The organism is Maricaulis maris, assembly GCF_036322705.1.
Taxonomy (GTDB): Bacteria; Pseudomonadota; Alphaproteobacteria; order Caulobacterales; family Maricaulaceae; genus Maricaulis; species Maricaulis maris_B.
Genome location: NZ_AP027270.1, coordinates 2,443,017 through 2,455,454, shown reverse-complemented (window position 1 = coordinate 2,455,454; position 12,438 = coordinate 2,443,017). Strand labels below are relative to the sequence as shown.

At 63.2% G+C, this 12,438-nt stretch carries 8 protein-coding genes, 1 tRNA gene and 1 pseudogene; 6 read left to right on the top strand and 4 right to left on the bottom strand.

Annotated elements, in window-relative coordinates:
- The first annotated feature begins 170 nt into the window (after positions 1 to 170).
- The 5 genes from AAA969_RS11640 to pgeF all read left to right on the top strand — a co-directional run bounded on the left by AAA969_RS11640 (position 171) and on the right by pgeF (position 4,519).
- A complete protein-coding gene (locus tag AAA969_RS11640) occupies positions 171 to 395 on the top strand; it encodes a hypothetical protein (protein WP_338246227.1) in 225 nt (74 codons plus the stop codon).
- Positions 396 to 467: 72 nt separating this feature from the next.
- Positions 468 to 1,267 (top strand): IS5 family transposase gene (locus tag AAA969_RS11635; RefSeq protein WP_425325003.1). Its coding sequence is split into 2 segments (ribosomal slippage): positions 468 to 794 and positions 797 to 1,267, totalling 798 coding nucleotides; the frame shifts between segments, so codons are not numbered across the junction.
- A 65-nt stretch (positions 1,268 to 1,332) separates the two neighbouring features.
- The gene (locus AAA969_RS11630; protein ID WP_338246226.1) at positions 1,333 to 2,256 is read left to right on the top strand and encodes an alpha/beta hydrolase; all 924 of its coding nucleotides are present in this window, start codon (positions 1,333 to 1,335) and stop codon (positions 2,254 to 2,256) included.
- A gap of 38 nt (positions 2,257 to 2,294) precedes the next feature.
- Positions 2,295 to 3,731, top strand: coding sequence for a protein adenylyltransferase SelO (locus AAA969_RS11625; RefSeq protein WP_338246225.1), 1,437 nt, complete (start codon positions 2,295 to 2,297; stop codon positions 3,729 to 3,731).
- Positions 3,728 to 4,519, top strand: a complete 792-nt coding sequence (pgeF, locus tag AAA969_RS11620; RefSeq protein WP_338246224.1) for a peptidoglycan editing factor PgeF — start codon at positions 3,728 to 3,730, stop codon at positions 4,517 to 4,519. Before AAA969_RS11625 ends, pgeF begins: the two co-directional genes overlap by 4 nt.
- A 35-nt stretch (positions 4,520 to 4,554) precedes the next feature.
- On the opposite strand, the pseudogene AAA969_RS11615 reads toward pgeF, so the two are convergent.
- Positions 4,555 to 5,352 (bottom strand): annotated as a pseudogene (locus tag AAA969_RS11615) (IS5 family transposase).
- Positions 5,353 to 5,463: 111 nt separating this feature from the next.
- Here AAA969_RS11615 and AAA969_RS11610 point away from each other — a divergent pair.
- A complete protein-coding gene (locus AAA969_RS11610; RefSeq protein WP_338246223.1) occupies positions 5,464 to 6,510 on the top strand; it encodes an NAD(P)-dependent alcohol dehydrogenase in 1,047 nt (348 codons plus the stop codon).
- Between the two features lie 47 nt (positions 6,511 to 6,557).
- Here the strand turns inward: AAA969_RS11610 and AAA969_RS11605 are convergent.
- From AAA969_RS11605 to AAA969_RS11595, 3 genes are all read right to left on the bottom strand, one after another.
- Positions 6,558 to 6,634 (bottom strand) — tRNA-Arg (locus AAA969_RS11605).
- Between the two features lie 97 nt (positions 6,635 to 6,731).
- Positions 6,732 to 9,305 carry an EAL domain-containing protein gene (locus AAA969_RS11600; protein ID WP_338246222.1) on the bottom strand — a complete coding sequence of 858 codons (2,574 nt, stop codon included), beginning with the start codon at positions 9,303 to 9,305 and terminating at the stop codon, positions 6,732 to 6,734.
- A 150-nt stretch (positions 9,306 to 9,455) separates the two neighbouring features.
- Positions 9,456 to 12,332, bottom strand: a complete 2,877-nt coding sequence (locus tag AAA969_RS11595; protein ID WP_338246221.1) for a S8 family serine peptidase — start codon at positions 12,330 to 12,332, stop codon at positions 9,456 to 9,458.
- Positions 12,333 to 12,438 lie beyond the last annotated feature (106 nt).

Here is a 12,438-nt window from a genome sequence, read left to right as displayed (position 1 = left end):
CGGCGGGGCGTCAACGCGGTCAGAACGACTCGGCAAATTCGACCGCAGGGCAGGTTGGGTTGATCTGTGGATAACTTATATCATTGATTTTGCTGTATTTTTCGCATCATCGGCTTGGCCCGTGCCTTGCTCTCCCCAGAGGCAAGACACTTGTCCGGCAGGAGCCCCGAATGACCCCGCATGTGCAAATCACCGTTGAAGACATCCATCAGATCGCCTGGACCATGGTCGATCTGCACGGGGCACAGGCGATCGGCTATGCCGATGAGGCGGTCACCGATCTGGATGGCAAGGGATTGCCCGAGAGCGCCGATGCCTGGCGGGCGCTGCGTTCGGTGATGGAGGATGCGCTGGCCGGCCGTCTTGATCGCGATGGCGCGGTCACGGTCCACTAGGTCATAAACTCATAAACGGGATTCCAATTTACCACGAAGCTTGATTCACTCCTCGTGAGGAGGAACTGGATCATGAAGCGTCGCCGTTACGAACTGACCGATTTTGAGTGGTCGATTATTGAGCCGCTCTTGCCGAACAAGCCGCGCGGCGTGCCTCGTGTGGATGATCGCAAGGTGCTCAACGGGATTTACTGGCGTCTGCGCACGGGGGCGCCCTGGGCGGAGATCCCCGAGCGTTACGGTCCGGCGACGACCTGTTACAATCGCTTCGTGCGATGGCGAAAGCTGGGTGTGTGGGATCGCGTTTTTAACGCGATTACCGCCGCTTACGATGGCGATATCCAGATGATCGACAGTTCTTCGATCCGCGTTCACCAGCACGGGGCGAACGCGAAAAAGGGGGGGGCCAAACCGCCCCGGGAGACGCCCCTGACGCCCGATGCATGGGGCGCTCGCGCGGCGGACTGACCACCAAGATCCACGCCCTGGTTGACGCCAACGGCCTGCCGATTGCCCTCAAGCTTACCCCCGGACAGGCCCATGACGGGCGCAGTGCCACCGACATGCTCGGCGCGATGGGGCAAGGCCAGATCCTGCTCGCCGACCGGGCCTATGATTCCGACGCCTTGCGCCAATCGCTCAAGGATCGCGGTGCCTGGGCCTGCATCAAGCCGATGCCCAACCGCGTCAACATTCCAAGCTTCAGCCCGTTTCTCTATCGATACCGCAATCTCGTCGAGCGCTTCTTCAGCAAACTCAAACACTTCCGGGCCGTCGCCACGCGGTTCGAAAAACACCCCGAAAACTACCTCGCCCTCGTCAAACTCGCCGCAATACAAATCTGGCTTCGGTTTTATGAGTCGGTGACCTAGGCTGCGCTCGCTTCGCGACACATGGCGCGTTCCCGTCCGGACGGCCGCATGCTAACCCCGTTGGCATGGAAACGCCCACCTGGCCTGAGGCCCTGACCAAATTCGGCATGCCCGATCCGCTCGAACCCGCGCGCGCCGCGCCGCGCATGCGCGAAGCGCTGCGCAATGCGACGCCGCACATGGATGTCCGCCCGCCGGAACTGGCCGAGGTCCGCGATCTCGACGTGCCGGGCGCCGAAGGCCGGATCGCGGCCCGGCTCTATCGTCCCAACGGGGCGGATGCGCCCGGGCCCTGCACCTTCTTCATGCATGGTGGCGGCTATGTGATCGGTGATCTGGAAACCCATGACCGCCTGTGCCGCCGACTGGCCGCCAATTCGGGCGCGCGCGTGCTGGCTGTCGATTACCGCCTCGCGCCGGAACATCTCTGGCCCGCCGGGGTGGAGGATTGTCTCGCCGCGTTTGACTGGCTTGCCGGCCCGGGCGCGGACGAGGTTGGTGCCCTGCCGGACCGCCTGGCCGTGGCCGGTGATTCCGCCGGTGGCGGGCTGGCCGCCATCCTCGCCCAGTCGAGGCGGACACAGATCTGCTTCCAGCTCCTGATTTACCCGCTCCTTCAACTCGTCGACCGTCGCAAGGCCAAGCCGAAATTCATCGAGGGTCATCTGCTCTCCAGCTTCACGCTGGATCAGATTGTGCGCGCCTATCTGAGTGATCCTGACCAGGCCAGCGACCTGACGGTTTCGCCCCTGCTCAACAATGATCTGGCCGGCCTGCCACCGGCTCACATCATTGCCGCCGAGCTCGATCCGCTGCTGGACGAGGGGCAGGCCTATCGCGACCGCCTGACGGCTGCCGGGGTCCCAGTCAGCTATGCAGTCGGCAAGGCCTTGCCGCACGGATATTTCAATCTGACCGCGGTTCTGCCCGGCGCCCGGAAAATCGTCGACGAGACGGCGATCATCCTGGGTGACGGGCTGCGCGGCTGAGGATTGCAATCGCGCCCAAGCACGCTTAGCTCCCGTCCATGAGCATTTCCTCCGCCTACCGGCCCGACCCCGCCTTTTCCCGTCTCGGTGACTCGTTTTCGGATCCGGTGGACCCGGCCGATTTCCCGGCCGCCATCCTGCGCTTCTGGAATGACCGCTGGGACGGCGCGGTGGGTCTCGACGGGCTCGATACGGATGGCCGCGAAGCGCATTTCCAGCGTTTTGATCCGCTGCCCGAGAACCAGCCCGTGCCGCGGGCGATGCGTTATCACGGCCACCAGTTCCGGACCTATAACCCCGAACTCGGCGATGGCCGTGGTTTTCTCTTTGCCCAGCTCCGCGATGATGCCGGTCGCCTGCTCGATCTCGCCACCAAGGGCTCGGGGCAAACGCCCTGGTCACGCGGCGGTGATGGGCGACTGACGCTGAAAGGCGCGGTGCGTGAAGTGCTCGCCGCGGAGATGCTCGAAGCACTTGGCGTCTACACATCCAAGGCGTTCTGCGTCTTCGAGACCGGCGAACAGCTGGCCCGCAATGACGAACCCTCGCCGACCCGGTCGGCGGTCCTGACCCGGCTCGGCCATTCGCACCTGCGGATCGGGACCTTCCAGCGGCAGGCCCATGAGGGGGCAGCCGACCGGCTCAACCAGCTCATCGATCATGCCATCGAAAACTACTATCCGGCCCTTGGCAACGCGTCCGACAAGCCCGCCGCGCTGCTGGAAGCCGTGGTCGCCGAGAATGCCCGTCTGGCCGCCAGCTGGATGGCCGCCGGCTTTGTCCATGGTGTGCTCAATACCGACAATCTCAACCTGACCGGTGAGAGTTTTGACTACGGGCCCTGGCGCTTCCTGCCGCATTATGATCCGGGCTTCACGGCGGCCTATTTCGACCAGTCCGGCCTCTACAGTTTTGGCCGCCAGTCCGAAGCCGTGTTCTGGGCCTTGCAACAGCTGGCGAACGCTCTGGCTGTGGTCGCCGATCATCCTGGTCTCGAGGACGCGCTCAACACCTTCCCCGCCCTCTACCGCGCGGCGCTGCTCGAGGCCTTCCTCGCCCGCTTCGGTCTCGCCTCGGCGGGTGCGGAGGCCGACGAAATCCTGGTGCGCAGCTTTCTCGCTTTCATGGAGCCCTCCGGCCTGACCTGGGAGGCGCCTTTCCATGACTGGTTCTGCGGTGACGCCTCGGCGGCTCGCGCCATGACCGGTCCCAGAGCGGCGGCCTATTCGGGTGACGCCTTCGAGGCCTGGCGCGCGGCCCTGGCGGCACATGAGCCGGTCTGCACCGACCGGCTGTCGCACGCGAGCTTCCAGCGCTCCGACCCGGTCACCCTGGTGATCGACGAGGTCGAGGCCTGCTGGGCGGCGATCGCCGAGCGCGATGACTGGTCGCAATTCAACCGCAAGATTGAGGATATCCGTCTGGCAGGAAAAGGCTTTGATCTGGGCCGTGACCGGGTAGGGTTTCGGCCATGACGCTTGATCTCATCCGCGCGCCCTCGCTCGATCATCCGGGTCTCATCCATGCCTTCACCACGCGCGGGGGCGGCACCAGTGAAGGCCCCTATGCCTCGCTCAACCTGACGCGTTCGCGCGGTGATGAGGCCGCACGTGTGGCCGAGAATCGGGAGCGGGTTCGTACGGCGCTGGGGCTCGACGCGCTGGTCTTTGCGACCCAGGTGCACGGCAAGGCCGTGGTCCGTGTCGATGGCGCGCCCAAGGGCGATCAGCCGGCGGGCGAGGGCGATGCCCTGATCACCAATCGCCCCGGTCTCGGTCTGGTCTGCCAGACCGCGGATTGCACCCCGATCCTGGTGTTCGATCCCGAGAACCGGGCCATCGCGGCGATCCATTCCGGCTGGCGCGGCACGGTCCAGAATATCGCCGAGGCGACGGTCCGTGCGCTGGGCGAGGCCTATGGCTCGCGCCCGGCTGATTTGCTGGCGGCGATTGGCCCATCAATCTCGGCGGTCAATTACCGGGTCGGCCGGGAAGTCGTCGCGGCCTTCGAGGACACCTTCGATGTCACCGGCGGTATTCTCTCACCGCGTGATCCCGAAGGCGGTGCCCATCTCGATGTCGGCGAAGCCTGCCGTCGTCAGCTGATCATGGCAGGCCTCGACGAGACCCGCATCTGGCGGTCAGCGGCCTGCACCTATGCCGAGGAGGACCGCCTCTTCTCGGCGCGCCGCTCGCATCATCAGGGTCAGAGCGGTTTGTTTGGCGGGCAGGCCGGGATTCTTGCGCTGGCACCGCGAGGCTGAACCGTCCGTCGCCCTTGGATTTCCGCGCCGCTCGTCTAGGTCACCGACTCATAAAATCGAAGCCAGATTTGGATGGCGGCGAGTTTGACGGCGGCGAGATAGTTCTCGGCGTGTTTTTCGAAGCGCGTGGCGATGGCCCGGAAGTGTTTGATCTTGCTGAAGAAGCGCTCGACGAGATTGCGCTGCCGGTAAAGGAAGGCGCTGAAGCTGGGGATGTTCTTGCGGTTCGGCATCGGCTTGATGCATCCCCATGCGCCACGGGCCTTGAGCGAGACGCGCAACGCGTCGGATCATAGGCCCGATCGGCCAGCAGGATCTGGCCTTCGCCGATGCCGTCGAGCATGTCGGTGGCGCTGCGTCCGTCATGAGCCTGGCCGGGGGTGAGCTTGAGGGCGACGGGTAGGCCGTTGGCATCCACAAGCGCATGGATTTTCGTGGTCAGCCCGCCTCGCGAGCGCCCCATGCATCGGGTGTCAGGGGTGTCTCTCGCGGCGGCGTGCGGACCCCTTTTTTGCGTTCGCCCCATGCTGGTGAACGCGGATCGAAGAGCTGTCGATCATCTGGATGTCGCCGTCGTAAGCGGCTGTAACCGCGTCGAATATCCGATCCCAGACACCCAGCTTGCGCCATCGGACGAACCGGTTGTAGCAGGTCGTCGCCGGACCGTAGCGCTCGGGGATCTCCGCCCAGGGCGAGCCGGTGCGCAGGCGCCAGTAAATCCCGTTGATCACCTTGCGGTCGTCCACGCGCGGCACCCCGCGTGGCTTGTTCGGCAGCAAGGGTTCGATGATCGACCACTCGAAATCGGTCAGTTCGTAACGACGACGGCCCATGATCCAAATCCTCCTCAAGGAGGTTGAATCAGGCTTCGGCAAAAAACGGAATCCCGTTTATGAGTTTATGACCTAGACTCCCATACCGAAGCATCGAAATGGAGCCGACCCATGCCGCAGTCCCTTGGCTATGCCGCCCAGTCCGCCGACGCCGATCTGGCGACCATCACCTTTGAACGGCGCGACCCGGGTCCGGACGATGTCCTGATCGACATCACCCATTGCGGGGTCTGTCACTCGGACCTCCACCAGGCCCGCAATGACTGGAAAAATACGGTCTATCCCTGCGTGCCCGGCCACGAGATCATCGGGACGGTCGCCGCTGTCGGCAGCGCTGTCAGCAAGTTCAAGCCGGGCGATACGGTCGGTGTCGGCTGCCTTGTCGACAGCTGCGGGACGTGTGCCCACTGTGATGAGGGGCTGGAGCAATACTGCGATACCGGAGCCACGGGGACGTATAATGGCCGCCTGCCCGACGGCAGCCACACCTTCGGGGGCTATTCCCAGCGCGTGACGGTCAAGGAGAGCTTTGTCCTGCGTATCCCGGATGCGCTCGATCGGGCCGGAGCCGCGCCGCTCCTGTGTGCCGGCATCACCACCTATTCGCCGCTCCGGCACTGGAAGGTTGGACCGGGCCAGCGTGTTGGCGTGGTCGGTCTGGGCGGGCTGGGCCACATGGCGGTCAAGCTGGCCAAGGCGATGGGCGCGGACGTCGTGCTGTTCACCACCTCGCCCGGCAAGATCGAGGACGCCAAGCGCCTCGGTGCGTCCGAAGTGGTGATCTCCAAGGAACGCGACCAGATGAAGGCGCAGCGTCACAGGCTCGACTTCATCCTCGACACGGTCGCCGCCTCGCACGACCTCAATCCCTATCTCGACTGCCTGAAGGTCAATGGATCGCTGGTGCTGGTTGGCGTCCCGGAAGAGGCCCACCCGTCACCCTCTGTCGGGCGTCTGCTGTCGCGCCGGCGTTCGATCGCCGGTTCGGCGATCGGCGGCATCGCCGAGACCCAGGAAATGCTCGATTTCTGTGCCGAGCACGGCATCCATTCCGACATCGAGATGATCGCCATGTCCGAGATCAACGCTGCCTATGAGCGCATGCTCAGGAGCGACGTGAAATACCGCTTCGTCATCGACATGGCGACGCTGGCCTGACGCAGGGCGCTGGCCCGTCTTCGGGCCGGCCGGTACCGAAAAGTGGATGGTGACCCCGGCGCGATTCGAACGCGCGACCTACAGATTAGGAATCTGTTGCTCTATCCTGCTGAGCTACGGGGCCGCCTTGTGTGTCTGTCTGAGGGAAGGCGCGGATTGAGGCAAGACTGAATTCTGTACAGGGCCGGAAGCCCGGCATTTTTCAGGCCGCGTAGCTGCGGTCAGGCTTGTTGTGATCCACGCCTGTCTTGTGACCTGCCGGGCTGGTGTTCTCGCAGGAAATCGACCAGCGCGTCGGCGGCGATCGGCTTGGACAGCAGGAAGCCCTGGATCCAGTCGCAGCCGAGCAGTTTGAGAACCGCCAGTTCGGTCTCGGTTTCGACCCCCTCGGCGACCAGTTCAAGGCCCAGATTGTGGGCAAGATCAACGGTTGACTTGATCAGCATGCGGCCTCTGGCGGTCTTGTCCAGGTTGGACACGAACTGGCGGTCGAGCTTGAGTTCGTCGGACGGGATGGTTTGCAGATAGGCGAGGGACGACTGGCCGGTGCCGTAATCATCAATCGAGATCTTTGCACCTGACTCGCGCCACATATTGAGATTCTCGATCGCGAGGTCCGGATTGGCCATGATGGCTGTTTCAGTAATTTCGAGCGTTACCGGCCCGGCGGCGCCAACGATAAGGCCCTGAACTTTCCGGGCGAAATCCCGATCACTGAGGACAGCGCCGGAGACATTCACGGCAACCGAGATCGGCAGGCCCTGACCGACCAGCCGGCGCTGGTCTTCAATGGAGGTTGTGAGGACCCATTCGGTCAGTGCCCGGATATGACCGGTTTCCTCGGCCTGCGGGATGAACTGGTCCGGAGAGATGTAGCCTCGCTCCGGATGGAACCAGCGGCACAGGGCCTCGACGCCCTCGAAGCGGCCGCGGCGGACATTCAGTTTGGGCTGATAGAAGACCTTCATGTCGCCGCGCTCGGTCGCCAGCCGCATCTCGCTCATCAGCGAGAGGTTGGCAGCCGGGTCGCCGTACATCTCGGCATCGAAAACGGCAAAACTCAGCCTGTTGCGCCTCGCTTGGTCGATCGCCAGATGAGCCTGCTTGATTGTCACGTCGACATCGGTGTCTCGGGCTACACCGCAGATCACACTAACGTCGATCGTCACGCCGTCGACGGTCACAGGGGTCTCGAACATTCGCGCGATAGCCTGGGCCAAGGATTGCGCGGCTTCCATGTCCGGAGCCGAAACCAGAAGGCCAAAGAGCCCGGGCGACAAACGATACGGATTGGCAGCCTCAAAGACTGTCGAAAGCCGTTCGGAAACGGCAATTTCCAGCTTGCCATAGGCGGTATGGCCCAGGGCGCCTTCCAGGTGTTTTTGGCGTGCAAGGGCAATTGCCAGAACGGCGACCTGCTCGCTGGCCTCGTATTGCTTGGCAAGGTCGCGTTCAAGAGCCGCCGACGTCGGGAGGCCTGACCGCACGTCCGTGTAGAGCTCTTCTGAAAGGGCTCGGGCCTTTGCCTGCACCGCGCGAGCGCGAGCGACCAGGAAGACCGTGATGATAACGCCGAAGGCACCGACCAAAAGCGCGACTATGAGATTCAATGACTGGCGGGATTGCGCGAGCGCGAGCTCCTGCTCGAGACTGTCGGACCGCAACTGCTCGATCTCAAGCTCCTGTTCGGCAAAATCGAACTGCGCGCCGACGAGCGCTGTGTTGGTGGAAGCGGCGAACCGCGCCCGCTCATCGCTGAGCCGTTTGAACGCGGTCAAATGATCATAGGCCAAGGACCAGTCACCGTGCGCGGCGTAGATTTCGGCGGCGCTCCCGTGCATCTCTGCGTAGTTCTGGGAGGTTGTCTCGAGGTTCACGCCCGAGAAGGCAATCGCCAGAAAGCGGACCGCTGCAAGGCTGTCGCCACGGCCGAACGCGATCTGGGCGCGCACGCCCCAGAAAAAGCGGATCCATTCGAACGTGCCGTCATCGGCGACCAGCTGGAAGGCTGTATTGATCGCCGCTTCCGCAGCCTCCAGATCCGACGCCTCGATTTCCATATTGGCGAGGTTGTTGAGGATCCGGGCTTCCAGGATCGGGCTTTCCATCCGTTGGGCCAGCTCGATCGCCTCGGCAAAAGAGGTTTCAGCCTCCTCGAAGCGTCCGAGCTGGGTCAGGGCATTGGCCATGTTGTTATGGGCTGCGAGGACGAGCGAGTTGTCCTGATACCGATCGAGGGCATTCTGAAAATACTCGACGGCGCGATCGTATTGCTGTGCGTCCGTGTAGATGGACGCCATGGATTGCAGTGCAATCGACTCGCTGCGCCGATCGCCGAGCTCCCGATAGATTTCATAGGCCTTTTGATAGTGGTCGAGCGCGGCTCCGTGTTGCCCGAGCACTTTCTCGATGCGCCCGAGCGAGGTGTAGATATCGGCGAGCAACTTGGTCGCAGTCGGGGCCTCGCCAAGACGGTCCAGGGCCTGTGCCGCAAGCGGAAAGGCATCCTCGGCGCGGCCCACCCGCGTGAGGGCTTCGGACTGCAGCCACCATGCGGATGCAAAGGCCATGTCACGGGCTTCGGGAAGGGCTTCGGCGGCAAGTGCCTCGGCCAGCTCGGCCAACGCCAGGGCCTCGGTTGGATCGGCCATCATGACCGATTGAGCGCTCTCGATGGCGTCCTGGTATGCCGGTGCGGGAACGGTTGATTGGGTCAATGCCGCATCGGTCATGCTGACGATGACGGAACACGACATAGCAACCATGATCAAGAGTTTCCAAACCTGTCCGAACATCGACTTCTCCTGTGGCGGCCTGCCGCCTGCACGTTTCTCCTATACCAAGCATGATTGAAGAAATGGCTAATCAACCGTGACGCGCAACCCGGCTAACAAAAAGGGCGCCGACAGGTGTCGGCGCCCTTGATGATCAGCCTTGGAAGAGGCCTAGAAGCGCAGCTGCAGTCTGGCGCCGGTTGTCGCAGCGGAGAACTCGGAGCTCGTCTCTTCGCCGGACAGGTTCTGGCGGGCAAACAGGCTCAGGCTGCTGTGGTCCGACCCGAGCGGGGTGGAGTAGATCAGCTCGGTATAGACCGGACGACGCCCACCCAGTTCCCACGTCTCTGTTTGAACGCCGAGGGCACCGGTTTCGCGGTCGGTGACGGCCATGCCGGTATAGCTCAGCGAGCCTGACTCGATGTGTAGCGGCTGGACGACGCTGAAGCGGATCCCGTCGCGTTGACCCAGAACCGTGTCAAACTGGACCGAGATCTGTGCCGCCGTGCTGTCGATGCGATCCGCCACCGCGATCAACCCCTGATCGAACTGCGTGGTCCGGGTCTGGGCTGCGGTGAACGAGGCACCAAGGGTCAGCCGGCCCGACGGACGCGCTTCCAGGCCGAATGTCAGGGCCGTGGTATCGGCACCGCCCTCGAAGGCCAGGACGCTACCGCCCTGGGCGCCGAGCAGGCCGGTCGCCTCGTGCAGCTGGGTCAGGGTTCCGCTGACCGTGAGGGTCTCGCTCAACGGATGAACGATCTCGAGATTGACCGCCGCGGCCTGGTAGGGCGAGACGCCGTCAAACAGGGCGCGCTCCTCGCCGGTACCGGGGACGGCATAGACCGCTTCCTCGATCGTCGTGGTGACACCCAAGGATAGCTCGGTATCGCCGAACAGGGTGAAGCGGCTGGCCGCAAAGGCACCGCCCGAGGCAAAGCCGAGCACCGGATTGACGCCACCGGTTTCCGGACGATGGTCCGAGAACAGGTTGAAGGCGTTGTGGCTCGACAGGGCCAGCGCGCCTTCGCCAACACCCATGGCCATGGAGCGGCCGCTGGTTTCATCGCGAAGCTCGATGCTCGCATGGAAACCGAGATTGCGGGCCAGGCCCGGGTTCGAAGGATCGAGGCGGGCGGCTGTCGCGGTCAGGGTCAGATTGCCTTCGCGGGAGAGAACCCGTGAGGCCTCTGAAACGTCCGAGAAAGCCGTCCCCGTGAAGGCCGCATCGGTGCGCTCGAAGATGTACTGCTCGGCATAGGCGCTTGCCACCGATTCAGCCAGCGTGCTGCCAACCAGAAGGTCATCGACGGTGATGGTGAAGTCGCGGAAGCTGTCACCGATATCCTCGAACACAGTTACCCGGTTCTTGTTTGCATAGCGCAGCGTCAGGCGGCCACCTGTGATGATCAGGCTTTCTGCCGCGACCGGGTCGCCACGGCGATCTATGCCGTAGAGATTGGCCGGATCCAGCGGAGACATGGCACCGGCCACATCCAGCATGCCGCGCCCGTAGACCGCGTCGACACCCGGGTCACCGAGATCGCGGGCCGAGAGCAGCAGGACGTCAGCGACTTCGCTGCCATCGAGCCAGGTCCACCAGCCCTTGACCAGTGCCGCAGCTCCAGCGACCAGCGGGGCCGCAAAGGAGGTGCCGGTGGCCCGTGTCACGCCGCCTTCGCCGTCGGCGACAAGCAGGAGCTCACCCGGAGCAACCAGATAGCGATCCATCAGCCGGTTGCCGTCTTCACAGACGCCATTGACCAGCAGGCAGGCATCTCCCGGACGGTTGGAGAAGGATGACATATTGCCGAGCGGATCGACGGAGCCGACAATGATCAGATTGTCGAGCACCGGAACGCCGGTCCAGTCGAGGTCGGTCGTCTGGGTCGAGCCGTCATTGCCGGCCGCCACCACAAAGGTGATGTTCTGGGCATGGGTCGCAACGCGATCCTGACGGAAGACCTCGGCCCATTCCTGGTGCAGGGTCCAGCCCGGTACGCCGAGCGACATGTTGATGACATGCGTGCCACCACGGGCCAGGCGGTCGATGCCGTCAGCGACATCGGACCAGCTCGCCGTGTGGGACTCGTCAAACGGATTGTAGAAGAGCATGGACGCGTGCGGGGCCACACCCATGATGCCGACACCGTCAATCGGTGCGCCGATCAGGCTGGCGACCGCGTCACCATGATTGACGTTGAGATAGGTACGCTCACCATGCTGGCCGCGGACGGAGTTGGTATCCACGTCCCGGACGCTGAAGTCCAGAACGCCCACGGTCGGGCGATAGCCCCTGTCATAGCTGGCGGCCAGGGCCGGTGACCAGTTGATGGCCGGCATCCAGTGATCGACGTGGTCGACCCCGGAGAAGGACATCAGGCTGTCATAGAAGGTCAGGAAGAATTCCGAGCGCTCGGCCTGGGTGACAGAGGCGAGGCTGTCAGGATCATCGAGATCAATCCCGAAGCGGGCGAGGAGTTCGGCCATGAAGGCCTCGTCCATGGTCTGGCCGGTACGGGCCAGAACGGTCTCGCCAAACACGGCTTCGGCACGACTGATCACGTCCGCCAGCCCGGTGGAGATCGCCTGGTAGTCGCCATTGTCGTTGGCGGCTTCATTCCACTGGCTGTTGAGATCGCCCCAGATCGGGCCGACGTCCTGCCAGAATGGATTGATATCGCCCCAGAACGGATTGATGTCCCCGCCGAACGGATTGATGTCGCCCCAGAACGGGTTGATGTCCCCATAGAAGGGATTGATGTCCCCACCGAACGGATTGATGTCACCCCAGAAGGGATTGATATCGCCCCAGAATGGCGAGATGTCGCCGTAGAAGGGATTAATGTCTCCGCGGAACGGGTTAATGTCACCGCGGAAGGGATTGATATCCCCCCAGAACGGATTGATGTCGCCCCGATAGGGATGCAGGAACGTGTCCCCGGCTGCATCCTGATCGCTCGATTCCTGCGCATTTACAGGTGCATACAGTCCCGACAGGGAGAGTAGTGCAACTGCGGCCGCTCCAGACTTGAAATACTTACGCATGAGGCCCTCCGCCAAATTTCATGCGTGCAGTATTCCCGCGCTACCTATCGATCGAGCTAACCAGCGCGGTTAACAAAGCCTTAAATTGATCCGCTGGTTAACACCG

What these genes read in the sequence shown, in the direction of transcription:
- AAA969_RS11640 (WP_338246227.1), top strand. Translation starts at nt 171, where the DNA reads ATGACCCCGCATGTGCAAATCACCGTTGAAGACATCCATCAGATCGCC.
- AAA969_RS11630 (WP_338246226.1), top strand. Translation starts at nt 1,333, where the DNA reads ATGGAAACGCCCACCTGGCCTGAGGCCCTGACCAAATTCGGCATGCCC.
- AAA969_RS11625 (WP_338246225.1), top strand. Translation starts at nt 2,295, where the DNA reads ATGAGCATTTCCTCCGCCTACCGGCCCGACCCCGCCTTTTCCCGTCTC.
- pgeF (WP_338246224.1), top strand. Translation starts at nt 3,728, where the DNA reads ATGACGCTTGATCTCATCCGCGCGCCCTCGCTCGATCATCCGGGTCTC.
- AAA969_RS11610 (WP_338246223.1), top strand. Translation starts at nt 5,464, where the DNA reads ATGCCGCAGTCCCTTGGCTATGCCGCCCAGTCCGCCGACGCCGATCTG.
- AAA969_RS11600 (WP_338246222.1), bottom strand. Translation starts at nt 9,305, where the DNA reads ATGTTCGGACAGGTTTGGAAACTCTTGATCATGGTTGCTATGTCGTGT.
- AAA969_RS11595 (WP_338246221.1), bottom strand. Translation starts at nt 12,332, where the DNA reads ATGCGTAAGTATTTCAAGTCTGGAGCGGCCGCAGTTGCACTACTCTCC.